23 protein-coding genes are annotated in these 23104 nt (G+C 74.9%); 8 read left to right on the top strand and 15 right to left on the bottom strand.

All coding sequences use genetic code 11. The annotated features are described in order from the left end of the window. Nucleotides 1-33: 33 nt before the first annotated feature. Entirely contained in the window at nucleotides 34-999 is a 966-nt protein-coding gene (gene dapD, locus CITRIK5_RS06365) for a 2,3,4,5-tetrahydropyridine-2,6-dicarboxylate N-succinyltransferase (protein WP_159833311.1), read from the bottom strand. A gap of 69 nt (nucleotides 1000-1068) precedes the next feature. Between dapD and dapE the strand changes: the two genes are divergently transcribed. After that, complete coding sequence (dapE, locus tag CITRIK5_RS06360) at nucleotides 1069-2205, top strand: succinyl-diaminopimelate desuccinylase (RefSeq protein WP_159833309.1); 1137 nt, start codon at nucleotides 1069-1071, stop codon at nucleotides 2203-2205. Nucleotides 2206-2266: 61 nt separating this feature from the next. Here the strand turns inward: dapE and CITRIK5_RS06355 are convergent, their stop codons facing one another. From CITRIK5_RS06355 to CITRIK5_RS06340, 4 genes are all read right to left on the bottom strand, one after another. Then, nucleotides 2267-3154 carry an amino acid ABC transporter permease gene (locus CITRIK5_RS06355; RefSeq protein WP_036382705.1) on the bottom strand — a complete coding sequence of 296 codons (888 nt, stop codon included), beginning with the start codon at nucleotides 3152-3154 and terminating at the stop codon, nucleotides 2267-2269. Next, nucleotides 3151-3831: an amino acid ABC transporter permease gene (locus CITRIK5_RS06350; RefSeq protein WP_036316476.1), complete on the bottom strand. Its 681-nt coding sequence runs from the start codon at nucleotides 3829-3831 to the stop codon at nucleotides 3151-3153. The genes CITRIK5_RS06355 and CITRIK5_RS06350 overlap by 4 nt, the downstream gene beginning before the upstream one ends. A 105-nt stretch (nucleotides 3832-3936) precedes the next feature. Next, nucleotides 3937-4830 carry a glutamate ABC transporter substrate-binding protein gene (locus CITRIK5_RS06345; RefSeq protein ID WP_134377038.1) on the bottom strand — a complete coding sequence of 298 codons (894 nt, stop codon included), beginning with the start codon at nucleotides 4828-4830 and terminating at the stop codon, nucleotides 3937-3939. A 47-nt stretch (nucleotides 4831-4877) separates the two neighbouring features. Then, nucleotides 4878-5612, bottom strand: a complete 735-nt coding sequence (locus CITRIK5_RS06340) for an amino acid ABC transporter ATP-binding protein (protein WP_179288613.1) — start codon at nucleotides 5610-5612, stop codon at nucleotides 4878-4880. Nucleotides 5613-5790: 178 nt separating this feature from the next. Between CITRIK5_RS06340 and CITRIK5_RS06335 the strand changes: the two genes are divergently transcribed. From CITRIK5_RS06335 to CITRIK5_RS06325, 3 genes are all read left to right on the top strand, one after another. Further along, entirely contained in the window at nucleotides 5791-6594 is an 804-nt protein-coding gene (locus CITRIK5_RS06335; protein ID WP_123244003.1) for a TIGR00730 family Rossman fold protein, read from the top strand. Beyond that, a complete protein-coding gene (locus CITRIK5_RS06330) occupies nucleotides 6591-6935 on the top strand; it encodes a cell division protein DivIVA (protein WP_123244008.1) in 345 nt (114 codons plus the stop codon). The genes CITRIK5_RS06335 and CITRIK5_RS06330 overlap by 4 nt, the downstream gene beginning before the upstream one ends. A 180-nt stretch (nucleotides 6936-7115) precedes the next feature. Beyond that, nucleotides 7116-7286 carry a DUF3117 domain-containing protein gene (locus CITRIK5_RS06325; protein WP_002855133.1) on the top strand — a complete coding sequence of 57 codons (171 nt, stop codon included), beginning with the start codon at nucleotides 7116-7118 and terminating at the stop codon, nucleotides 7284-7286. A 78-nt stretch (nucleotides 7287-7364) separates the two neighbouring features. Here the strand turns inward: CITRIK5_RS06325 and CITRIK5_RS06320 are convergent, their stop codons facing one another. Next, a complete protein-coding gene (locus CITRIK5_RS06320) occupies nucleotides 7365-8015 on the bottom strand; it encodes an O-methyltransferase (RefSeq protein WP_123244002.1) in 651 nt (216 codons plus the stop codon). Nucleotides 8016-8211: 196 nt separating this feature from the next. Between CITRIK5_RS06320 and CITRIK5_RS06315 the strand changes: the two genes are divergently transcribed. Continuing rightward, the gene (locus tag CITRIK5_RS06315; protein WP_061867036.1) at nucleotides 8212-9078 is read left to right on the top strand and encodes an anti-sigma factor; all 867 of its coding nucleotides are present in this window, start codon (nucleotides 8212-8214) and stop codon (nucleotides 9076-9078) included. 60 nt (nucleotides 9079-9138) lie between these two features. After that, nucleotides 9139-9747 (top strand): twin-arginine translocase TatA/TatE family subunit, encoded by a 609-nt coding sequence (locus CITRIK5_RS06310; protein WP_049147241.1) that lies wholly within the window; start codon nucleotides 9139-9141, stop codon nucleotides 9745-9747. Between the two features lie 48 nt (nucleotides 9748-9795). Here CITRIK5_RS06310 and CITRIK5_RS06305 read toward each other — a convergent pair whose 3' ends face one another. From CITRIK5_RS06305 to CITRIK5_RS06295, 3 genes are read right to left on the bottom strand one after another with little or no spacing between them, the layout of a single operon-like run. Beyond that, nucleotides 9796-10944, bottom strand: coding sequence for an Mrp/NBP35 family ATP-binding protein (locus tag CITRIK5_RS06305; RefSeq protein WP_123244001.1), 1149 nt, complete (start codon nucleotides 10942-10944; stop codon nucleotides 9796-9798). Then, nucleotides 10941-11732, bottom strand: coding sequence for a DUF1003 domain-containing protein (locus tag CITRIK5_RS06300; RefSeq protein ID WP_036382691.1), 792 nt, complete (start codon nucleotides 11730-11732; stop codon nucleotides 10941-10943). The genes CITRIK5_RS06305 and CITRIK5_RS06300 overlap by 4 nt, the downstream gene beginning before the upstream one ends. 40 nt (nucleotides 11733-11772) lie before the next feature. After that, entirely contained in the window at nucleotides 11773-13041 is a 1269-nt protein-coding gene (locus CITRIK5_RS06295) for a magnesium transporter MgtE N-terminal domain-containing protein (RefSeq protein ID WP_036339212.1), read from the bottom strand. A 92-nt stretch (nucleotides 13042-13133) separates the two neighbouring features. Between CITRIK5_RS06295 and CITRIK5_RS06290 the strand changes: the two genes are divergently transcribed. Next, nucleotides 13134-13910: a general stress protein gene (locus CITRIK5_RS06290; RefSeq protein WP_101967527.1), complete on the top strand. Its 777-nt coding sequence runs from the start codon at nucleotides 13134-13136 to the stop codon at nucleotides 13908-13910. Between the two features lie 6 nt (nucleotides 13911-13916). On the opposite strand, the gene CITRIK5_RS06285 is transcribed toward CITRIK5_RS06290, so the two are convergent. Beyond that, complete coding sequence (locus tag CITRIK5_RS06285; RefSeq protein ID WP_101967526.1) at nucleotides 13917-15722, bottom strand: pyruvate kinase; 1806 nt, start codon at nucleotides 15720-15722, stop codon at nucleotides 13917-13919. Nucleotides 15723-15755: 33 nt separating this feature from the next. Next, the gene (locus tag CITRIK5_RS06280; protein WP_159833307.1) at nucleotides 15756-17336 is read right to left on the bottom strand and encodes an aminopeptidase P family protein; all 1581 of its coding nucleotides are present in this window, start codon (nucleotides 17334-17336) and stop codon (nucleotides 15756-15758) included. 71 nt (nucleotides 17337-17407) lie between these two features. On the opposite strand from CITRIK5_RS06280, the gene CITRIK5_RS06275 reads away from it, so the two are divergent. Then, entirely contained in the window at nucleotides 17408-18268 is an 861-nt protein-coding gene (locus CITRIK5_RS06275) for a PHP domain-containing protein (RefSeq protein WP_049147253.1), read from the top strand. Between the two features lie 118 nt (nucleotides 18269-18386). On the opposite strand, the gene CITRIK5_RS06270 is transcribed toward CITRIK5_RS06275, so the two are convergent. The 4 genes from CITRIK5_RS06270 to CITRIK5_RS06255 all read right to left on the bottom strand — a co-directional run. Beyond that, on the bottom strand, nucleotides 18387-20228 hold the full coding sequence (locus CITRIK5_RS06270) for a DEAD/DEAH box helicase (protein WP_134377036.1): 1842 nt from the start codon (nucleotides 20226-20228) through the stop codon (nucleotides 18387-18389). Between the two features lie 251 nt (nucleotides 20229-20479). Beyond that, complete coding sequence (locus tag CITRIK5_RS06265) at nucleotides 20480-22045, bottom strand: RNB domain-containing ribonuclease (RefSeq protein ID WP_063189558.1); 1566 nt, start codon at nucleotides 22043-22045, stop codon at nucleotides 20480-20482. A gap of 68 nt (nucleotides 22046-22113) precedes the next feature. After that, nucleotides 22114-22338 carry a DUF3107 domain-containing protein gene (locus tag CITRIK5_RS06260; RefSeq protein ID WP_002854967.1) on the bottom strand — a complete coding sequence of 75 codons (225 nt, stop codon included), beginning with the start codon at nucleotides 22336-22338 and terminating at the stop codon, nucleotides 22114-22116. A 120-nt stretch (nucleotides 22339-22458) separates the two neighbouring features. Next, nucleotides 22459-23104 (bottom strand): TetR/AcrR family transcriptional regulator (locus CITRIK5_RS06255; RefSeq protein ID WP_159833305.1); only part of this gene is annotated, 646 nt, incomplete at its 5' end.

The raw sequence follows: 23104 nt of genomic DNA, 5'->3' as shown, positions 1-23104 counted from the left end.
GGAACGGGGGAGGGGAGGGCCGGGTGTGCCGGGTCAGTTCGCGTGCAGCGCCGCGTTCAGTTCGACGGTCCGGCCGGCGCGGGGGAGGGCCTCGACCCCGCCCGTGGTGGAGTTGCGGCGGAACAGCAGGTTCGGCACGCCGGAGAGGTCCACGGCCTTCACGGTCCGCGCCGCCTCGCCGTCCTGCAGCACGATCACGCGCGTGCCTGCGGTGACGTACAGACCGGCCTCGACCACGCAGTCGTCGCCGACGGAGATGCCCACGCCGGAGTTCGCGCCGAGCAGCACGTGCTCGCCGATCACGATCCGCTGGGTGCCGCCGCCGGAGAGCGTGCCCATGATGGACGCGCCGCCTCCGACGTCGGACCCGTCGCCCACCACGACTCCGGCCGAGATCCGGCCCTCCACCATCGAATGCCCCAGGGTGCCCGCGTTGAAGTTCACGAAGCCCTCGTGCATCACGGTCGTCCCCTCGGCCAGGTGGGCGCCCAGGCGCACCCGGTCCGCGTCGCCGATGCGCACCCCGGAGGGCACGACGTAGTCCGTCATGCGCGGGAACTTGTCCACGCCGTACACCTGCACGGCGCCGCGGGCACGCAGCCTCGCCCGCGTCAGCTCGAAGTCCGCGACCGCGCAGGGTCCGTGGTTCGTCCACACCACGTTGGTGAGCAGCCCGAAGACGCCGTCGAGGTTGAGCTCGTTCGGCCGCACCAGGCGGTGCGAGAGCACGTGCAGGCGCAGCCACGCGTCCGCGGTGGAGGCCGGGGCGGCGTCCAGGTCGACCTCCAGCTCGACGACGGCCTGCGTGGTCCCGCGGTCCGCGTCGTCCGCGGCGAGGGCGCGCAGGGTGTCGCGCAGCGAGGCGTCCGCAGCGGAGAGCGGACCGGCCACGGGCGCGGGGAACCACACGTCCAGGACGGCGCCGTCGGCGGCCGTGGTGGCCAGGCCGTGGCCGGAGACGAGACGGGGGGAGGGCTGCTGTGCAGCGGTCTGGGTCATGCGCCTCAGCCTAATGAGCGGCCGGGGCACGCTGCAGGGCGGCGAGAGGCCCGTCCGTAGACTGGACACATGAGTCTCACCCCCGTGCCCCTGCCCGACCTCGCCGATCCGGACCTCGACGTCGCGGCGCTCACCGCCATCCTGCTGGACGTGCGCTCCGTCTCGGGGGAGGAGGGGCCGCTGGCCGACGCCGTCGAGCAGGCCCTGCGCGCCCTCGGCGGCCTCGAGGTGCGGCGGTTCGGGGACGCCGTCGTCGCCCGCACCGCTCTGGGGCGGCCGACCCGCGTGATCCTCGCCGGGCACCTGGACACGGTGCCCCTGCCCACCGTGCCGGGCTCGCGCGGGACCGTGCCCTCGGCGTGGGACAGGGACGTGCTGTACGGCCGCGGAGCCGTGGACATGAAGTCCGGCGTCGCCGTGCAGCTGGCCCTGGCCGGCCGCTTCGGCCGCGCGGACGGCCCGACCCCCGTGCACGACGTCACGTGGGTGTTCTACGACCACGAAGAGGTCTCCTCGGACCTCTCGGGCCTCGCCCGCGTGGCCCGCCAGGCCCCCGAGCTGCTGGAGGGCGACTTCGCGGTGCTGCTCGAGCCGACCGACGGCGTCGTGGAGGGCGGCTGCAACGGCACGTGCCGGTACCGCGTCACCTTCTCCGGTGTCGCGGCGCACTCGGGCCGCGCCTGGCGCGGCGACAACGCGATCCACAAGCTGGCCCCCGTGCTCACCGCCCTGGCGGCGTACGAGCCGGCCACGGTCACGGTGGAGGGCCTGGAGTACCGGGAGGGGCTGCACGCGATCCGCGTGGCCGGCGGCGTCGCGGGCAACGTCATCCCGGACGAGGCGTCCGTGGACCTGAACTACCGGTTCGCTCCGGACAAGACCCTCGACCAGGCCCACGCGCACGTCCGCGCGGTGCTGGAGGGGGCCGGTGTGGACTGGGACGCCCAGGTGCGGATCGACGACGCCTCGCCCGCCGCCCGCCCCGGTCTGGACCGGCCGGCCGCCGCCGCGTTCGTCGCCGCCGTCGGGGGAGAGCCCCAGCCCAAGTACGGGTGGACGGACGTGGCGCGGTTCTCCCAGCTGGGCGTGCCCGCGGTCAACTTCGGCCCCGGCGACGCCCTCCTGGCCCACACGGACGACGAGCACGTGCCCCGCGAGGCGGTCCACGCGTGCCTCGCGGCGCTCGCGGCCTGGCTGGCCGGCTGACCCGACGACGTCGGCCGCCGCCACCCGCCGGACCCGCGGGCCCGCCGCGCCCGCCGCCGGGTCAGGCCGCCGTGGCCGTGGACGCCCCGACGAGCGGGGTCGTGGGGGTGCTGGCGTCGCCGGCCGTCCGCGACGACAGCCGCCGCGAGAGCCGGGTGGCCGCCCAGGTGAGGAGGAAGTTGATCACGATGAAGATCACCGCGGCCACCACGAGGGACTGCAGGATGTTGCCGTTGCCGGAGCCGAGTTGGCGGGCGTACTGCAGGAGTTCGAAGAAGCCGATGAGGTAGCCCAGCGCCGAGTCCTTGAGGATCACCACGAACTGGCTCAGCAGTGAGGGCAGCATGGCGATGAGGGCCTGGGGCACCTCCACGAGCCGCAGGGACTGCATGCTCGTCATGCCCACCGCCGCGGCCGCCTCGCGCTGGCCGCGCGGCAGCGAGCGCACCCCGGAGCGCACCAGCTCCGCGATCACGGACCCGTTGTACAGGGTCAGCGCCGCGATCACCGCGTAGTACGGGCCGTCCTGGGGCTGGATCGCCCCGGTGCGCGCGACCTGCGCGAACAGCTGGTAGAAGAACACCATCATCACGAGCACCGGCACGGCCCGGAAGAACTCGACGACGACGGCGGCCAGCCAGCGCATCGGGCCGAACGGGGCCAGCCGCAGGAAGCCGAACACCAGGCCGAACACCACGGAGGTGACCACGGCGATGCCCGCGGACTGCAGGGTGAACTGCAGGCCCGGCAGGTAGTAGTTCCGCCACGCGTCGCCGTCGACGGCGGCCAGCCAGCGGCGGCCGGAGAGCTGGCCGGTGGCGTTCATCTGGATCAGGACGAGCACCGCCACGGTCAGGACCGCGGCGAGGGCGACGAGGTTGGCGAGGAGGATCCGCCGGCGGGCGATCGGGCCCGGGGCGTCGAAGAGGACGGAGGCCTGGGCGCTCATCGGGCCACCGCCCATTTCTCCGAGGCCCACGTGGTCAGCAGGCCGATGGGGATGACGATCAGGCAGAAGCCGATCGCGAAGGTCAGGAAGATCGCCACCATCACGTCCGGGCTGAACTCGATCATGCGCTTCATCAGGCCCGAGGCCTCCGCCACCGACGCCGCGGCGGCGACGGTGGTGTTCTTGGTCAGCGCGATCACGGTGTTGCCGAGCGGGGTGATGGCCCCGCGCAGCGCCTGGGGCAGGATCACGTGGCGGGCCGCGGGCAGGAAGCCCAGGCCGATGGAGCGGGCGGCCTCGGCCTGCCCGAGCGGGACGGTGTTGACGCCGGAGCGGATCGCCTCGCACATGAACGCCGCGTGGTAGAGCGAGAGCGCGATCACGGCGTAGATGAAGAAGTTCAGCGTGAAGTCGGACGAGAAGCTGACCTTCAGCTGCCCCCAGACGGCGAGCACGCCGAGCAGCATGATGATCGTCAGCGGGGTGTTGCGGACCACGTTGACGTAGCCGGTGCCGAGGGCGCGCAGCGAGGGGACGGGCGAGATGCGGAACAGGGCGAGCACCACGCCGAGGGCGAACGAGCCGAGGGTCGCGAGGAACGCGAGCCTGATGTTCGTCCAGAACGCGAGCGGGATGTCCGCGCCGTAGTCCGCGAGGAGCGAGGAGATCGATTCCATGTCTTCTCCGAGGGTCGGGACAGGGCTGACGGGCAGGGGAGCCGCCGGGCGGGCCGAGGGTGACGGTTCAGGTCACGCCCTCGGCCCACCCGGCGCAGGAGGCCGTCAGGCGCAGGGCTCGAACTCAGCGTCCTCGCCGGAGTTCAGCGTCTCGTCGTAGGTGTAGCCCGTGCCCTCGGTGTTGGACTCGAGGGCCTTCTTCCACTCGCCGGAGTCCTTCATCTCCTTGATCGCCTCGTTGATGTCCTCGCAGCGCTCCGAGTCCTTCGGCAGGCCGACGCCGTAGCGCTCCGTGGTGAAGGTGTTGCCGACGACCTTGAACTTGCCCTTGTTGGCGTCGGCGGCGGCCAGGCCCGCGAGGATGATGTCGTCCGTGGTCACGGCGTCCACCTGGCCGGACTCGAGGTAGGTCACGCATTCGGCGTAGCCGCCCTGCTCCACCAGGTTCACGCCGGAGGCGAACTGGTCCTTGATCTTCTGGGCCGAGGTGGAGCCGGTGACGGAGCAGAGGTTCTTCCCGTCGAGGGCCTCGGGGCCGGTGATCGCGGTGTCGTCCGCGCGGACCAGCAGGTCCTGGCCGGCCACGAAGTACGGGCCCGCGAAGGCGACGCGCTCCTTGCGGGCGTCCGTGATGGAGTACGTCGCGAAGATCATGTCGACCTCGCCGTTCTCCAGGGCGTTCTCCCGGTTCGCAGACGGGGTCTGGACCCACTCGATGTCCTGCTCGGCCACGCCGAGCTTGTCCGCCACGTAGCGGGCCACGTCCGTGTCGAAGCCGGTGGGCTGGGCCGAGCCCTCGCGGTAGCCCAGGCCCGGCTGGTCGAACTTGATGCCGATGCGCAGGCTCTCGCCGGAGCCGGACGACGTCGACTCGCCGGCCGAGGACGAGCCGGCGGCGTCGCCACCGCCGCCCTGCGAGGACGACGGCGCGCAGGCGGTGAGGGACAGCGCGGCCGCGGCGGTGACGGCGGACAGGGTCAGGAGCTTCGTGCGGAGCATGGTGCTCTCCTCTGGTTCGGTGCGGTGGGGTGCGACGGGGGACGGGGTCAGTGCGCGAGGATCTTGCCCAGGAAGTCCTGGGCACGCTCGTGTCGGGGGTTCGTGAAGAAGGTGTCGGGGTCGGTGTCCTCGAGGATGGCGCCGTCGGCCATGAAGACCACGCGGTCCCCGGCCTTGCGGGCGAAGCCCATCTCATGGGTGACCACGACCATGGTCATGCCGCCCTCGGCGAGCTGGACCATGACGTCGAGGACCTCCTGCACCATCTCGGGGTCGAGGGCGGAGGTCGGCTCGTCGAAGAGCAGGGCCTTCGGCTCCATCGCCAGGGCACGGGCGATGGCCACGCGCTGCTGCTGCCCGCCGGAGAGCTGGGCCGGCATCTTCCTCGCCTGCTGGGCCACGCCCACGCGCTCGAGCAGCTCCATGGCGTGCCGCTCGGCGTCCGCCCGGCGCTTGCCCTTCACCTTGATGGGCCCGAGGGTCACGTTCTCCAGGATCGACTTGTGCGCGAAGAGGTTGAAGGACTGGAAGACCATGCCGATCTCGGCGCGCAGCTGGGCGAGCTGTCTGCCCTCGGTGGGGAGCGGCCGCCCGTCGATCAGGATGCGGCCGCCGTCGTCGTCGATGGTCTCGAGCCGGTTGATCGTGCGGCACAGCGTCGACTTGCCGGAGCCGGACGGGCCGAGGACGATCGCCACCTGGCCGCGCGGGATCCGCAGGTCGATCTGGCGGAGGGCGTGGAAGTCGCCGAAGTGCTTGTTGACGCCCTCGAGGACGATCAGGTCATCGCCCGCGGCACCGCGACGGCGCCGCACACCGGCCTCGTCGGGGAGGTGGGCGCCGTGGGGCTGCTCAGGCGTGATCTGCGTCATGCCAGTGGAATATAGCGCACGCCACACCCGGCGCGGTGCGCCGTGCGACGCCGGCCCCGGCGGCCCGCCGGCTCGTTAGGCTGGCGCCATGGCCCCACATGAGCACCCCTCGGGCGGCGACGTCGCCGCCAAGCCCCAGCGCGTCCGCCGCGGCGGGCAGGTCCTGCGCGGGGAGGCGGCGCGCACCCCCACGTTCGACCAGCTCCTCCTCGACGGCCGGCGGCCCGGCGACGCCGCACGCCCCGCCGCCGACGTCGCCTCGACGACGTCCGAGGCCTGGCGTGTCCTGCGCATCCAGGCCGAGTTCGTCGAGGGCTTCGGCACCCTCGCGGGGCTGGGTCCCGCGGTCTCCGTGTTCGGCTCGGCGCGCACGCCCGAGGGCAGCGCCGAGTACGCCCTGGCCCACGAGGTCGGGACCCGCTTGGCCCGGGCCGGGTACACGGTCATCACCGGTGGGGGGCCCGGCACCATGGCGGCCGCCAACCGGGGCGCCCACGAGGCCGGTGGAGAGTCCGTGGGCCTGGGCATCGAGCTGCCGTTCGAGACCGGTCTGAACCCCTGGGTGCACGTGGGGGTGGACTTCCGCTACTTCTTCGTCCGCAAGGTCATGTTCCTCAAGTACGCGCAGGGGTTCATCGTGCTGCCCGGCGGCCTCGGCACCCTGGACGAGCTCTTCGAGGCCCTCACCCTCGTGCAGACCGGCACCGTCACCCGCTTCCCCGTGGTCCTCGTGGACCGCGGCTTCTGGGGCCCGCTCGTGGACTGGATCCGCGGCACGCTCGTGGAGCGCGGCATGATCTCGCCCGAGGACCCGGAGCTCGTCCAGCTCGTGGACACGGCGGAGGAGGCCGTCGCGTGCGTGCTCCGCTCGGCGGGGAGGGCCGACGCGTGAGCGGGCCGCAGTGGATCGTCCTCGTGGCCGTGCTCGTCGTCGTGCTGGCGGCCCTGGCCGCCGCCCTCGCGGGCCGGCTCACGCTCCGGGCCGGCGACCCGGCCGGGAGGACGCCCGGGCACCCCGTGCTGCTGCCGGAGCGGCCGCGCGCGGCGGACGTCGGCCTGCTGCGGCTGGCCGTCGCGGTGCCCGGCTACCAGCGGGACCAGGTGGACGCCGTCCTGCTGCGGCTGCGGGACGCCCTCGCGGAGCGTGAGGACGAGGCGACCGCACTGCGGGCCCGGGTGGCCGAGCTCGAGGCCGCCGACCCGTCCCGGAGCGATCCGGCGGGGCGCGCCTGAGTCGCGGGCCGGGCTCGGTGCGGGCCATCGTTTGGCGCGAGCACGCGGAATCCGCGATAATGGTGATGTGACCGGCCTCGCGCACGCCCGCGTGCGGGGGCGCCGGAGGCGTCCGGACAGCGCCCGCTCCCGCGGTCGCCGGACGCCGTGACGGGAACATCATCCAGAAGGGAAGTCGCAATGGCCGCCATGAAGCCCCGCACCGGGGACGGTCCCATGGAAGTGACCAAGGAGGGGCGCAGCCTGATCATGCGCGTGCCGATCGACGGCGGCGGCCGTCTCGTGCTGGAGATCAACGCGGACGAGGCCCGCGAGCTCAAGGAGTGCCTCGAGGGCGTCATCCAGGCCTGAGCCCGGACCCCTTCGACGCGGACGCCCCGCGCACCGTCACGGTGCGCGGGGCGTCCGCGTCCCCGGCGACGCCGCGGATCAGCGGCGCACCGCGATCAGCACGCCCGTGCCGGAGGGGACGACGGCGGACAGCCAGTGCTCGTCCTCCCGGATGAGGCGGTCCACCGCCCGGGCGGACACGGTGGACTCGTCGCGCACGGCGGGCCGGGGAACGCGGTCCCCGTCGAGGGCGTCCACCACGACGAGCACGCCGCCGGGGGCGAGCACGCGCGCGGCCTGCTCGACGTCGAACTGACGCGCGGCCGGGTCCCCGTCCACCAGGACCATCTCATAGGCGCCGCTCGTGAGCCGGGGGAGGACGAGCCGGGAGCGCCCCGTGATCATGCGGGTGCGGCTCGTGGGCAGGCGGGCCTCCGAGAACGCCTCGCGGGCCGCACGCTGGGCCTCCGCGTCCGGGTCCACGGTGGTGAGGACCGTGCGCTCGGGCAGACCGCGCATCAGGGCGAGCCCCGAGACGCCGGCGCCCGTGCCCACCTCCACGACCGCCGCGGGGGCCCGTGTGGCCGCCAGCACCGTCAACAGGGCCGCCGTCCCCTCGCTCACCGGCGGCACGTCCAGCTCGGCGGCGCGCTCGCGGGCGCGCAGGACGACGTCGTCCTCGGTGGCCCGGCTCTCCGACCAGGCCCAGGACGCGTGCTTGTCGGTGGGCTGGGGCTGCAGGGCGCTCATGGCTGACTCCGGGACGACGACGGCGGGACCTCGCCCGCGGCACGGGCGACGCGGGCCAGTGTACGGGCCGGCACGCGGCCGGGACCCAGTGTTCTCCCAGGAGGCGGGCCGATGATGGGACACGGCACGAACCGGCTCCCGCCGTGCGGGAGGCCGTTCGCCGGACCGAGGACGCGAGGACCGAGGAGGTGGCCGCATGGGACGTCGACACACCCAGCGCCACATGGACGCCTACCTCGAGGGCTCCCTCCCCGCCGCGTCCCGGGCGCGCATCGCCCGCCACCTGGACCGCTGCCCCGAGTGCCGCGCCACCGTCCAGGCCCGGGCCCGCGTGCTCGACGCCGCCCGCACGGTGCACCAGCGTCCGGCCGGCGCCGTCGTCGCCCCGGTGCTGCGCGCCCGCGGCGTCTCCGGCCGCCTGGTGGTGGGGCTGCTGACCTTCGTCGTCCTGCTCGGCGGGCTGTTCACCGCGGTCTGGGTGGCCGGCGCGCCCCGCACCACGGCCCAGCGCACGGCCCCGACGGACACCGTCGCCCTGCCGGCGGCCGGGACCGCGTCGACGGACCGGCGCGGCACCGTCGCGGAGCTGCGGGGTCAGGGCTGGACGGTGCCCTCCCTCGTGGGGGCCGGACTGGAGCCGCTCACCGTGGACACCACCCAGACGGCCGAGGACGTGGAGGTCGTCGTCGGCTGGGGCCGGGACGAGCCGACCGTGACCGTCCGCGAGTGCCGACCCCGGATCGAGGGAGCCACCCCGGAGGGCTGTGCCTCGACCGCGCCCCTGAGCACGGGGGCACAGGAGCGTCGGCTGGCCGGCGGCGGCGTCTACCGGATCGTCCCGGCGGGGGAGCAGGACGGCTGGACGGCCGAGCTGACCACGCCCCAGGCCGCCTACCGCGTGGAGGCCAGCCTGCCGGACGAGCGCGCCGACGCGGTCCTCACCCACCTGCTGGTCTCCGAGCGGGCACGGGTGCTCGAGCTGGGCGGCGGCGACGCCGTCGAGGAACGCCTCGAGCGAGGCCTCGAACGCATCGCGGACGCCGTGCCGCGCCCCCGCGGCTGAGCCGCCCCGCCCCCGCGGCTCCGGGCTGTGGGGCGGTGCCGCTCTAGTAGAGTTGGGAGGGTGTTTGGTATCAACGGCGGCGAGTTCATCATCTTGGCGGTGCTCGCGATCGTCATCCTCGGGCCGGAGAAGCTCCCCGAGTACACGCGCGCCTTCACCGACTGGCTGCGCGTCATGCGCGACAAGGCCGAGGGTGCCAAGGCGCAGTTCAAGGAGGAGACCGGCACGGACTTCGACGAGGTGGACTGGCGCAAGTACGACCCCCGCCAGTACGACCCGCGCCGCATCATCCGCGACGCGCTCCGCGAGCCTGCCGGCGGCTCGTCCACGCCCGCGTCCCGGGCGGCGCAGGCGACGGGCGTCAGCGCCGAGGACGTGCACGGCGGCCTCACCCGCCAGGACCTGGCGGACATGGATCCGCGCACGCTCTTCCGCCGCCCCGCCGGGGCCGGCAGCACCGCCGCCGCGGAGTCCGGTGCCGCCGCACAGACCCGGTCGACCGCGCCCGCCGCCGGGGCGGCCGCCGTGGGCGGCGCCGCCGCAGCCCTGATGGCCTCCGGCCGCGCCGAGGCCCTCGCCGAGGAGCGTCCTGCCGCCGTGGAGACCGCACCGGACCCCCTCGAGCTGCTCGGGCTGGCACCCGCCCCCTTCGACGTCGACGCGACCTGACGCCGTCGCGCGCGTCGGGTGCCCCGGCCGGGGCGCCGGCACCCGAGGTCAGCGCGGGGTGAACGGCAGCGGCCGCCCGGCCAGCCCGCGCGGCCGCACGGCCAGCCGCTGCGCGATCTCCGCCAGCGCCCGGCCCGCGGGGCTCTCCGGCGCGGACACCACCACGGGGTCGCCGGCGTCGCCGCCCGCCCGCAGCGCCGGGTCCAGGGGAACGGTGCCCAGCAGCGGCACCTGGGTGCCCAGCACCCCGGACAGCCGCTCCGCCACCTCGGCGCCACCGCCGGTTCCGAACACATCCAGGACGGTGCCGTCCGGCAGGGTCATCGGCCCCATGTTCTCCACGACCCCGGCCACGGTCTGGCCCGTCTGCTCCGCCAGCTGACCGGCGCGCGCGGCCACCTGCGCGGCGGCGTGCTGCGGCGTGGTCACCACGAGCAGCTCCGAGGCGGGCAGCAGCTGCGCCGTCGAGATCGCGATGTCCCCGGTGCCCGGGGGCAGGTCCACGAGCAGGACGTCCAGGTCGCCCCAGTGCACATCCGTGACGAACTGCTCGAGCGCGCGGTGCAGCATCGGCCCGCGCCAGGCCACCGGCCGGTCCGCGTCGAGGAACATGCCGATCGAGATGACCTTCACGTCCCGCACCACGGGGGGCAGGATCATCCGGTCCAGCTTCGTCGGGGTGCCGGTCACGCCCAGGAGCCCGGGGATGGAGTAGCCGTGCACGTCCGCGTCGATCAGGCCGACGGCGAGCCCGCGCGCGGCGAGCGCGACCGCGAGGTTGGCCGTGACCGAGGACTTGCCCACGCCGCCCTTGCCCGAGGCCACCGCGAGGACGCGCGTGAGCGTCCCCTCCCCGAACGGGTTCGTCGGCCGAGTCGCGCGCAGGGCGTCCTGCAGCGCCAGGCGGCGCTCGGGCTCCATGACCCCGACGCGAACGTCCACGGATTCACAGCCGGGCACGACGGCGACGGCGGCGGCCACGTCCGTCTGGATCGTCCCGCGCAGGGGGCACGCGGCGATCGTGAGCAGGACCGCGACCTCGACGACGCCCGGGGCGGTCTCCACGACCGACTCCACCATGCCGAGGTCGGTGATCGGGCGGCGGATCTCGGGGTCCTGGACCGTGGCGAGCCGTTCCAGCACCCGGCGCTCGAGGTCGGTGCGGACCTCGGGCACGGGCAGGCCCAGGGCGCTCATCGGCCGCCCCCGTCCACCGGGCCCGCACCGTCGGCGGGACCGGCCGCCGGACCGGACCCCCCGGCCTCGCGGGCCTCCTGGGCCGCGAGGGTGGCGAGCGTGGTGGTCGTGGGCTCGGCGCCGGCGTCGCCGCGCCGCGCATCCCGGCCGCGGCCCTTGGTCTTCTTGTTCTTGCGGGGCTGGGCCTCGGCGCCCGGGAGGCCGGCGCGCAGCTCCTCCCGGATCTCCTCCCGGATCTCCTCCCGGATCTCCTCCCGCAGCTCGGCGCGCAGCGCCTCGCGGAGGTCGTCCCTGAGGTCGTCCTGGACGCCGCGCAGCTCGCCGCGCACGAAGTCGCGCGTGGCGACCTCCTGGACGGCCAGCCGCAGACCGGCGATCTCGCGGGTGAGGAACTCGGTGTCGGCGAGGTTGCGCTCGGCGCGGTCACGGTCCTCGCGCAGCGCGACCCTGTCCCGGTCGTCCTGGCGGTTCTGCGCCAGCAGGAGCAGGGGTGCGGCGTAGGACGCCTGGAGGGAGAGCATGAGCGTGAGCGCGGTGAAGCCGAGCTCGGCGGAGTCGAACCGCCACTCCATCGGGCCGAACGTGTTCCAGCCCAGCCAGGCGGCGCAGAACAGCGTCATCCAGACGAGGAACTGCGGGGTGCCCATGAAGCGGGCGATGCCCTCGGTGGCCTCGCCGAAGGCGTCCGGGTTCGGGGCCAGCCGGGGCACGCGGCGCCCGCTGGCGCTCAGCGGGGTGTCCAGGCCGGTGCCGCGGCCCGGGCGCAGGTCTCGCGCGGTCTGGGTCATGCTCACACCTCCGGTGTCGTGCGGCGGCGGGCCGCGGGGGTCAGGTTGCGGGGCGGGTCTCGGCGTCGTCGAGGTCCATGGCCCGCCAGTCGTCGGGCAGGATGTGGTCGAGCAGGTCGTCCACGCTCACGGCCCCGACGACGCGGTCCTGCTCGTTCACCACGGGGATGCACGTGAGGTTGTAGGTCGCGAGCTCGCGGGTCACATGGGCGATGGGGGCGAGGTCCGAGACGGGCTCGAGGTCCTTGTCCATGATGTTGCCGATCGCCTCCGGCGGCGGGTACCGCAGCAGGCGCTGGAAGTGGACGACGCCGAGGAACCGGCCCGTCGGCGTCTCCAGGGGCGGCCGGGCCACGATCACGAGCGAGGCCAGCGCGGGGGAGATCTCCTGCTGTCGGATGGTCGCCATGGCCTCGGCCACGGTGGCCTCCGGGGGGAGGATGACCGGCACGGGGGTCATGAGCGAGCCCGCGGTGCCCTCCTCGTACTCGAGCAGGCGCCGGACGTCCTCGGCGTCCTCCGGCTCCATGCGTTCGAGCAGCAGCTCCTGCTGGGAGTCGGGCAGCTCGTGGAGCAGGTCCGCCGCGTCGTCCGGGTCCATCTCCTCCAGGACGTCGGCGGCGCGGTCGATGTCCAGCTGGGAGAGGATCTGCACCTGGTCGTCGTCGGGCAGCTCCTGGAGCACGTCCGCGAGGCGTTCGTCCTGCAGCTCGCTGGCGACCTCGACGCGGCGCTTCTCCGACATGTCGTGGAGCATGTCCGCCAGGTCGGCGGGCTTGAGGTCCTCGTGCGCGGCGAGGAAGCTCGTGGCCCCCTGCGGGTCGGCCTGCGCCGTCCAGCGGGCCTCGTCCCAGTTCAGCAGGAGGTGCTCGCCCCGCTGGGCGCGGCCGAAGGGGCCGCGGCCGACGATGCGGCGCACGTACAGGTCCGAGACCAGCCAGTCGCCGTTGCGCTGCTGCTCCAGCCCGATGTCCTCCAGGAAGGCCTCGCCCGACCCGTCGGAGAGGCGCACCTTCCGGTCGAAGAGGTCGGCGGCCACCATCTGCTCGGCGCCACGGCGGGAGAACCGGCGCAGGTTGATCAGCCCGGTCGTGATGATCCGGCCCGAGTCCATGGACGTCACCCGCGTCATCGGGACGAAGACGCGCTTCTTGCCGGGGACCTCGATCACGAGGCCGGTGGCGAACGGGGCTGCGGCGGGGCCGCGGTCCAGCACGACGACGTCGCGCAGCCGTCCCAGGCGGTCGCCGAGGGGGTCGAAGACGTCCAGGCCCAGCAGGCGGGCCACGAAGATCTTGGGGGAGCTCACCGACCCAGCCTACGGCGTGCCGGGCCGCGGCTCCGTGTCCGCGGACGGCGGACCGCCGCCCGCCCGGGCGCCGGGCCGGGCACAATGGGTCCATGTCGTTCATGATGTCCAACCCTCAGCCCGGCGCCGAGCAGGGCCTGCCCCGCGGAGAGCTGCTGGCCACCTACGCCACCTACGCGCAGGCGCGCGAGCAGGTGGACCGCCTCGCCGCCACGGACTTCCCCGTGAGCGCCGTGTCGATCGTGGGCAAGGACCTGCGGGTCGTGGAGCGGGTGCGCGGCCGGCTGAACTACGCCCAGGTGGCGTTGTCCGCGGGAGTGCGCGGCGTGTTCTTCGGTGGACTGATCGGCGTGTTCCTCTACCTGCTGGCCCCCGAGGCCGGCCCGGGGCAGATCCTCACCTCCATGCTGCTGGGCCTGGCGGTGTGGCTGATCTTCGGCGTGATCGGCTTCGCGATGCGTCGGGGCCAGCACGGCTTCGCGTCCTCGCAGGCCGTCGTGCCCACGGCCTTCGACCTCGTGGTCGCGTTCGACCACGCCGCCCGCGCCCGCCAGGAGCTGGGCCTGGGCGGTGCCGCGGCCCCGACGCCGCAGCCGGCCCCGCAGCCGGCGCCCGCCCCCGCCGCGGAGGAGGCCGGGGGCGGGTCCGTGCAGGCCACCCCGGCCGCCGCGCCGTCGTCGGGCGGGTCCCACGCGGCGCCGGCCCCCGGCGGAGCCAAGGCGTCGGCCCGGCCCACTCCGGAGGCGGACACCGCGCCCACCGGCCTGGACCGCTCCTACGGCGTGACCCTGCCCCCGGAGGAGGTCGCCAAGCTCATCGAGGCGCGCGGCGGCCACCCGCCCCGGCCCCAGGACGAACCGCGCGGCTGAGCCCCGTCAGAGGGACCAGGACTCGAGTCGCCGGAGCATGTCGCGCTTCTTGCTCGCATGACCGTGCATCCGGCCCAGGATGTCGCCGAGGACGGTGACGGCGCGGTCGATGTACGGGCCCTTGTTCAGCATCGCGGCCTCGGCCCGCTGCGCCATCGCGGCGTCCGTGATCTCCGCCCGTGAGGGCAGGCCGGTCTTGGCGAGGGACTCGAGGACCTGGGTGGCCCAGATCGCGGGCACGTGCGCGGCCTCGCACAGCCACAGGATCTCCTCCTGCAGCTCGGCCATGCGTTCGAAGCCGGCCTCCACCGCCAGGTCGCCGCGGGCGATCATCACCCCGACGTCCCGCCAGCGCATCGCCTCGAGCAGCATCCGCGGCAGCTGACGGAAGGCCTCCACCGTCTCGATCTTCAGCGTGATGTCCACGTCCGGCGCGTCCTCGGCCTCGAGCGCATCGATCAGCTGGGCCACGTCCTCGGCCGAGCGGACGAAGGACATGTTCACCATGTCCGCGTGGCGGGCCGCGAACGGGATGTGGGCGAGGTCCTCGTCCGTGAGGGCCGGGATGGCCAGGTGCGTGTCCGGGAAGTTCACGCCCTTCTCCGCCTTGAGCTTCGCCCCGCGCGGGCCGGCCTGGGTCACCTCGAGGGTGATCTCGTCGTCGGACACCGCCGTGATCCGCGCGCCGATCCGTCCGTCGTCGAGGGAGACCCGGTCGCCGACCTCCGCGTCCGCGAACGCCTGCGCCAGGGTGAGGCCGATCCGGTAGGGCGGCGCGTCGACCGCCGGGACCGGCTCGAGCGAGCGGGTCAGCACGATCTCCTCGCCCTCGTGCACGCGCATGGACTGCTCGAGCGGGGGCAGCTGGCCCACCTCGAGCGGTCCGTGCGGCGTCGTCAGCGCCGTGCCCGTCGCCCAGTAGACCGTCTTCTCCGCCCGCACGAGCACGCCCTCGCCGTCCACCTGCTCGACCTCCAGCCTGCGGTGTGCACCCCGCGCATCGGTCAGCTCGATCTCGTCGCCGCGCTGCAGGACCGCCAGGGTCTTCCCCTCCGGGTCCGCGAGCGGCACGACGACGGCGCCGTCCGGCCGGTCCGCTGTGGCCACGGCGTCGTGGGGCCCGGCGGCGAGCCACACGCGGGAGGGCTCGGTGACGATCCCGGAGGGGTCCCGGGCGGGCTTCACCTTCACGACGCGCGGTCCCGGCTCGATGGGGCCGGTGCGCACCTTCGGCCCGGCCAGGTCCATCGCGACCAGGGGTGCGGGCCGGCCCGCACCGGCACACCGGCGGACCGCCGCGATCATGGCGGCCCACGCCTGCTCGTCGTCGTGGGCGCAGTTCACGCGCGCCAGGTCCATGCCGGCCTCGGCGATCCGGGCCACGAGCTCTGGGTCCGTGGCGGCCTCGGAGGGCATGGTCACCATGATGCGCGCGTCCCGGTCGCCGCGGGCCGGACCGAGCAGGCTCGCCGCGTTGCGGGCGAGGATGGCGCGGCCCTCGGCGGAGGTCAGGGCGTCGTCCTCGGGCGCGGGGGCGGGGTCGCCGTCGAGCGCGCGGGCGGCGGCCAGCACCGCGTCCACGTGGCCCAGCACGCCGGCCTCCATGCGGCCCAGAGAGGACAGTCCGGCGTCGCTCAGCGCCTCCTGCAGGGGCCGCAGGTCGGTGCCGCGCAGGGCGACGTAGTGCACGAGGTTCCGGGCCGAGGCCCGGTGGCGCTCCCGGACGCGGGAGATGAGGTCGGCGTGCTCCGCCTCGGCGGAGAGGAGGCGGTCGCGGAGGGCGGTGAGCTCGGTGGTCAGGTCGATACCCATGGTCCGAACCCTAGGGGCGCCCTCCGCGCCGGATCACGCCTGGAGCCGCGCCATCCAGGCCTCGATCTCGTCCGGGGTGCGGGGGAGGACCGCGGAGAGGTTCTCGGCCCCGTCCTCGGTCACGAGGATGTCGTCCTCGATGCGCACGCCGATGCCGCGGTACTCCTCGGGGACGGCCAGGTCCTCCTCCTTGAAGTACAGACCCGGCTCGATCGTGAAGACCATGCCCGGCTCGAGCACGCCGTCCAGGTAGAGCTCCCGCTTGGCCTGCGCGCAGTCGTGCACGTCGAGGCCGAGGTGGTGCGAGGTGCCGTGGGGCATCCAGCGCCGGTGGTGCTGGCCCTCGTCCGATAGCGCGACCTCGGCCGAGACCGGCAGCAGGCCCCAGCCGTCGAGGCGGTCGACGAGCACCCGCATGGCCTCGGCGTGGAGCTCGCGGAACCGGATGCCGGGGCGCACGATCGCGAAGGCGGCGTCCGCGGCGTCGAGGACCGCCTGGTAGATGCGGCGCTGCACGTCCGTGAACGTGCCGGACACGGGCAGGGTGCGGGTGATGTCCGCGGTGTAGAGGGAGTCGTCCTCGACGCCGGCGTCGAGCAGCAGCAGCTCACCCGGGCGCACGGCGCCCGTGTTGCGGATCCAGTGCAGGATCGTGGCGTTGTTGCCGGAGGCCGCGATCGTGTCGTAGCCCAGGTCGTTGCCCTCGAGGCGGGCGCGGGCGAAGAAGGCGCCCTCGACCACGCGCTCGCCGCGGTCGTGGCCCACGGCGCGCGGCAGGGCCCGCACGACGTCCTCGAAGCCCGCGATCGTGGCGGCCACCGAGGCGCGCATCCGCTCGACCTCCCACGCGTCCTTCACCAGGCGCAGCTCGGAGAGGAACTCGGCGGTCTGGGCGTCGGCCTCGGCCGCGGCGGTCAGGTCCACGCCGGCCTCGGTCCGGACGGCGGCCAGCAGCGCGTCCACGTCCTGGTCGGTCTCGGCCAGCAGCCGCACCGCGGTGCCGTCCGCGGCCACGTTCTTGGTCACGGCGGACTCGAGCTCCTCGAGCCCCGCCGTGCGCAGGCCCGTGCGGGCGGCCAGGCCGGCCAGGGTCGGACGGGGGCCGATCCAGAACTCGCCCGAGCGCGAGTCCGCGTAGAACTGCTCGGTGTCCCGGCCGGCCAGGGGACGGAAGTACAGGGTGGCGGTGTGGTCCGTGCCGTCGTCGCCGGTGCCCGGGTCCGCGGGCTCGAGCACGAGCACGGCGTCCGGCTCGTGGTCCACGCCGAGGCCCGTCAGGTGGGCGAACGCGGAGTGCGCGCGGAAGCGGTAGTCGGTGTCGTTCGAGCGGACCTTGAGGCGGCCGGCCGGCACCACGATCCGCTCGCCCGGGAAGCGCGCGGACACGGCGGCCCGCCGCCGGGCGGCGTACGGGGCCGAGGCGTCGGCGTCGGGCAGGGCGTCCGACGACGGCGCCCAGTCGGAGGCCATGAAGTCGCGGAAGGCGTTCGAGGCGGGGCGCTGCGAGCGGTTGTCGACGCGCTCGGCCAGCGGCTGGGGGTTCACCGCGCCGGTGCCGTCGGCGCCCGCCTCGGGGGTGGCGGCGGGCGGTCTGGGCGGGGTGCTGTGCGGCATCGGTCATGCCCCCCATCATGGCACCGGTGGGCGCGGGCGGGTCGGGGCCGCCGCGCGCGGGTCTCGGTACCATGGCCGCCATGGCCCGCTACGACCTGCACACGCACTCGACCGAGTCCGACGGCACCGAGCCGCCGGCCGACGTGGTGCGTGCGGCGGCGCGGGCCGGGCTGGACGGCCTCGCGCTCACCGACCACGACACGACCGCCGGCTGGGCCGAGGCCGCCCACGCCGCGCGGGAGACCGGGCTGACGCTCGTGCCCGGCATGGAGATGTCCTGCACCTCCGCCGACGGCGTGAGCGTGCACGTGCTCAGCTACCTGCACGACCCCGAGGACCCCGCCCTGCTGCGGGAGGTCGGCCTGGCCCGCGACGCGCGGCTGATCCGGGCGCAGGAGATGGTGCGGCGCCTGGGCGCGGACTTCCCGATCACGTGGGAGCTGGTCCAGGAGCACGCGGCGGAGAACGCGACGATCGGCCGGCCCCACCTGGCCGACGCCCTCGTGACGATCGGGGCCGTCCCGGACCGCTCCGCGGCGTTCCGGGAGATCCTCGCCGGCCGGTCCAAGTACTACGTGCCGCACTTCGCCCCGGACCCGGCCGAGGCGGTCGCGCTCATCCGGGCCGCCGGCGGGGTGCCGGTGTTCGCGCATCCCCGGGCGCGCATGCGGGGCCGCGTGGTGGGCGACGAGGTGTTCGAGCAGATGGCCGAGGCCGGACTGGCGGGGGTCGAGGTCGAGCACCGGGACAACCCGGCGGAGGAGCGCACCTGGCTGCGCGCATTCGCGGACCGGCACGGACTGTTCGTCACCGGCTCGTCCGACTACCACGGCACCGGCAAGCCCAATCCGATCGGCGAGCACACCACGGGCGCGGAGGTGCTCGCCGAGATCGAGCGGCAGGGCACCGGCACGGCGATCATCCGCGGCTGAGCCCGGACGGCCCGGGCGACGGCGGAGGATCCGTTGCGCGAATGACCCTTCCGGCCGCCTGCACGGCGGTCGGAAGGGTCATTCGTGCAGAAGACTCCCGGGGGCCCGGAAGGGAGGGTCAGCCGTCCACGACCTCGCCGTTGCGGCGCCGCGTGCGGGAGCGGCCGCCCCGGCGACGACGGGCCTCGGCCCGGGCCTCGGCGCGCTCGGCCCGGCGGGCCTCCGTGAGCTCGACGCCGGCCACCGGCTCCGACGTCCGGGCCGCGGGGGTCTCGGAGCGCGAGGCGGTGCGCTCGCGGCCCTCGCCGCGACCACGGCCCCGGCCCTCGGCGCGCTGCTCGGCGGGTGCCTCACCACGCCCGCGGCCCGAGCGCTCGCCGCGGCCTCCGCCGCGTGCATCGTCACGGCCCTCGCCGGAGCGGCCGCCCCGGTTCCGTTCGCCACGGCCTCCGCCGCGCGCCCGGTCACGGCCCTCGCCGGAGCGCCCGCCCCGGCCTCGGCCGCCGCGCTCGCCGTCACGGGAACGGCCGCCGTCGCGACCCCGTCCGCGGCCGCCGTCGCGCTGCTTCGCCTCGGGGCCGCCGAGGTCCTCGAGCGTCTCGCCCTCGAGGCCCTCGAGCACGCGCTTGGCCTGCGGCAGACGGCCCTTCGTGCCCTTCGGGATGCCGAGGTCGGAGAACAGGTGCGGGGAGGAGGAGTAGGTCTCCACCGGCTCGGGCTGGCCGAGGCCGAGCGCCTTGTCGATCAGGGACCAGCGCGGCATGTCCTCCCAGTCCACGAGGGTCACCGCCACGCCCTTGTTGCCGGCGCGGCCCGTGCGGCCCACGCGGTGCACGTAGGTCTTCTCGTCCTCCGGCGCCTGGAAGTTGAACACGTGCGTGACGTCGTCGACGTCGATGCCGCGCGCCGCGACGTCGGTGGCCACGAGGATGTCCACCTTGCCGTTGCGGAACGCGCGCAGCGCCTGCTCGCGGGCGCCCTGGCCGAGGTCGCCGTGCAGCGCGCCGGCCGCGAAGCCGCGCGCCGTCAGCTCGTCCGCCACGCGAGCGGCCGTGCGCTTGGTGCGCGTGAAGATGATGGTCCGGCCGCGGCCCTCGGCCTGCAGGGCGCGGGCCACGAGCTCGTCCTTGTCCATGTGGTGGGCGCGGTAGACGAGCTGACGGATGTCCTTCTTCGTCAGGCCCTCGTCCTCCGGGTCCGCCGCGCGGATGTGGGTCGGCTGCGTCATGTAGCGGCGCGCCATCGCGACCACGGGACCCGGCATGGTGGCCGAGAACAGCATGGTCTGACGCACGGCCGGGACGGCGGCGAGCAGGGTCTCGACGTCGGGGAGGAAGCCGAGGTCCAGCATCTCGTCGGCCTCGTCCAGCACCACCGTGTTCACCAGGTCCAGGCGCAGGTGGCGCTGGCGCATCAGGTCGATGAGGCGGCCGGGGGTGCCGACGACGATCTCGACGCCGCGCTGCAGCTCCTCGATCTGCGGCTCGTAGGCGCGGCCGCCGTAGATGGTGGCGATGCGCAGGGGGCGCCGGGCCGCGGCGGCCGTGAGGTCGCCGGCCACCTGGACGGCGAGCTCGCGCGTCGGGGCGACGATCAGGGCCTGCGGGGCGCCCGCGGTGCCCTTGGCCTCGAGGCCGTCCCAGCCGGGCTCGCCCGGGCCGATGGCGCGCTGCAGTGCGGGGATGCCGAAGCCGAGGGTCTTGCCGGTGCCGGTCTTGGCCTGGCCGATGATGTCGTGGCCGCCGAGGGCGACCGGCAGGGTCATGGCCTGGATGGGGAAGGGATGGACGATGCCCTTGGCCTCCAGGGCCTCGACGATCGCGGGGTGCACCCCGAAGTCGGCGAAGGTCTGCTCGGGGGCCACGGGCACGGCGTCCTCGGTGACGATGTCCTCCGCGATCGCGGCGACCGTCGGGTCGAGGTCGGCGGAGGCGGGGGTGTGCTCGGAGTTCTGGGTCATGGCGACTCGCGTTCCTGGTCGGGCGTCGTCACGGCGGGCGGGAGGCCCGGCTCCGCCGTGCGCGCGGTTCAAGCGGAAGCCGATCGCGAGGCAAGCACGCGGAGCGGCCGACGGGCGGCGCCCCGTGGAACCGGGCCGGGCGCGCCGTGCGAGGCGGGCCGTGCCGGATCCGGCAGGTCATGGTGCCGTCCCGGGCGTCAGGGGCGCGGGCGGCGGGTCAGGGTGATCAGAGAGCGACCGGTCATCCTGGGTCAGCGTGAGCTGTGCGGCCAGTCTACCCCCGCGGCCGTGATCGCACCCGAGGCGCGGTCCACGCCCTCGATCCGCACGCGCACCCGGGTGCCCGCCGGGACGCTGCCCGGCACCCGCAGGCTCACGGCCGGGTCGAGCAGCCACACCTCCGTGCCGTCCTTCGCCTCGCGCACCGCGATCCCCTCGAGCTCCGCGCCGACGCGGGACTCGAGCGCCGCCGCCTCCACGAGGTCCGCCGCCGTCCGGCTGGCGGCCGAGGCCCGGCGCGACGAGTCCGCCATGAGGGCGGGCAGCGCGGGCAGGGCGCTGCGGACCCATGCGGGGGCGGGGGCGCCGATGGCATGGGCGTGGCACAGGGCCAGGACGAAGCGGTCCACGAGCCGGCGCAGCGGAGCGGTGGCGTGGGCGTAGGGGGCGGCGAGCGCGGCCTGGGCCGGTTCATCCGGCGGTGTGCGCAGGGCCGGGTCCTCGGCCTGCGCGTCGAAGGCCGTGTACCCGGCGCCGCGGAACAGCCCGGTCGCCGCGTGCAGCACCGCCAGGTGCCGCGCGTCGGCGGGGTCGAGGGAACGCAGGTAGGCGCCGTAGTCCTGGCCCTCGTCCCACGGGGCGCCCAGGGCGCGTGTGCGCTCTCGGAAGGCGGCGACGGCCTCGGCGTCCGGCGCCGGCATCGTGCGCAGGATCCCGACCCCGGCGGCCAGCATCAGCTCGGCCGCGGCCATGCCGGTCAGCAGGGAGAGCTGGGCGTTGTGCTCCTCCGCCGGCAGCGGCGCCCGGTGCACGAGCTCGTGCGCCCCGTCCTCGGTGACACGGACCTCCTGGTCCGGCAGGTTCAGGGAGGCGCCGCCGCGGGCGGCCTCCTGCGCGGCCCGCCGTCGGCCCACCTCCGGCAGCAGCGTCAGCGAGTCGCGCACCTCGGCCGGCCACCCCTCGGCGGCGGCCCGGTCCGCGTCGGTGACCCCGGGACGCGGCGTCGTCTGCGCCTGCGCCCCCGGCTGTGCGTCGAGGAAGGCCTGCACCTGCCCGTACGTCAGCTGCGCCCGGGAGCGGATGCGGGCGCGTTCGAGGCCGGTCTCGACGACGGCGCCCGCGGCGTCCAGCAGGAACGTCCAGACGAACGCCGGGCGCTCGCGGTCGGGGAGCAGGGAGGCGGCGTCCTCGCTCAGCACCTCCGGGTGCAGGGGGACCCGGCCGTCGGGCAGGTAGACGGTCTGGCCGCGGCGGCGGGCCTCGGCGTCCACGGCGCCGCCCGGGGCCACGAAGGCGGGCACGTCCGCGATCGCGTAGCGGACGAGGATGCCGTCGTCGTCGGCGGGGGTCAGGAGCAGGGCCTGATCCAGGTCCGTGGAGCCGGCGGGGTCCACGGTGACGAACGGCAGCGCCGTGCGGTCCGCGTGGTCCGGGCTCCCGGTCAGGCCCGCGTGCACCTCACGCGCGGCCGCCTCCGCCTCGGCCAGGACGGGGGCGGGGAAGGCCGGCGGCAGCTCGAGCTCCGTCCGCAGGGCGGCGAGGCGCTCGAGCAGGGCCGGGTCGGCGGGGCCGCGGAGGCCGAGGGCGTGAGGCGACATGGCGATGCTCCTGGGCAGGGGGCCGAGACGACGCACGCCCCGGCGGATCACCGGGGCGTGCGGGCGGGTCAAGAGGCGGCGAACCCGAGCGGGCCCGACTTCTTCGCGCCGATCTCCACGAAGCCGATGCGGTCGCCGGGGACGACCACCTGGCGGCCCTTGGCGTCCGCCAGGACCAGCGGGGTGCCGTCGGCGACGGCGGCGTCCACGAGGGAGCGGACCTCGTCCGCCGACTGCTCGCTGTCGATGACGACCTCGCGGCCGACGTGCTGCACACCGATGCGGATCTCCATGGGGAACCTCTTCTCTTCGTCGCGTCCTGTGCGGTCCACCGTCAGCCTACGGGACCGCTCGGCGGGGTGGACGGGCGCCCACGAGGTTCACCCGCGGGCGAAACGGGCCGGACGGCCGGGTCAGCGCGGCGCGTCGTCCGCGGAGGGCAGCGAGGCGAGGCCGCGCCAGACGAGCGCGTCCACCGTGCGGGCCATCTCGGCGGCGGCGGGGCGGGCGTCGGCGTCGAGCCGGTCCGCCCAGTGGCGGGCGGCGCCCAGGAGATAGCCGACGAGTCCGCGGGAGAGCACCTCGGCCTCGGCCTCGGCTACGGTGGTGTCCGCGCGGATGGTGCGCGCGACCTCGGAGGAGAGCAGCCGGTGGACGGCCTCGCTGCGCGTGCGCACCTCCGGGTCCGCGTCGATGCCGGAGTCGAAGATGAGGCGGTGGGTCCGCTCGGGGGAGGCCATGTACTCGAACACGGCGGCGACGGTGGCCCGCACCCGTTCGCGGTTGTCCCGGCGGGTGTCCATCGCCGCCTCGAGGAGCGCGCGCAGGCTCGCGACCTCGGCGTCCAACAGCTCGAGGAAGAGCTCGTGCTTGCTGGGGAAGTGCTGGTAGAGGACCGGCTTGGAGACCTCGGCCCGCTCGGCGATCTGCTCCATGGAGGCCCCCGCGTACCGCTCGGCGGCGAAGACCGCGCGGGCGCAGTCCAGCAGCTGGCGGCGACGCTTGTGCCGGGGCAGACGACGGCCTCGCCCGGGCTCGTCGGGCGCGGTGGCGGCGGGG

The organism is Micrococcus sp. 116 (assembly GCF_902506395.1).
In the GTDB taxonomy this organism is placed as follows: domain Bacteria; phylum Actinomycetota; class Actinomycetes; order Actinomycetales; family Micrococcaceae; genus Micrococcus; species Micrococcus luteus.
The sequence above is the reverse complement of the archived record's forward strand: the minus strand, read 5'-3'. Positions and strand labels throughout refer to the sequence as shown.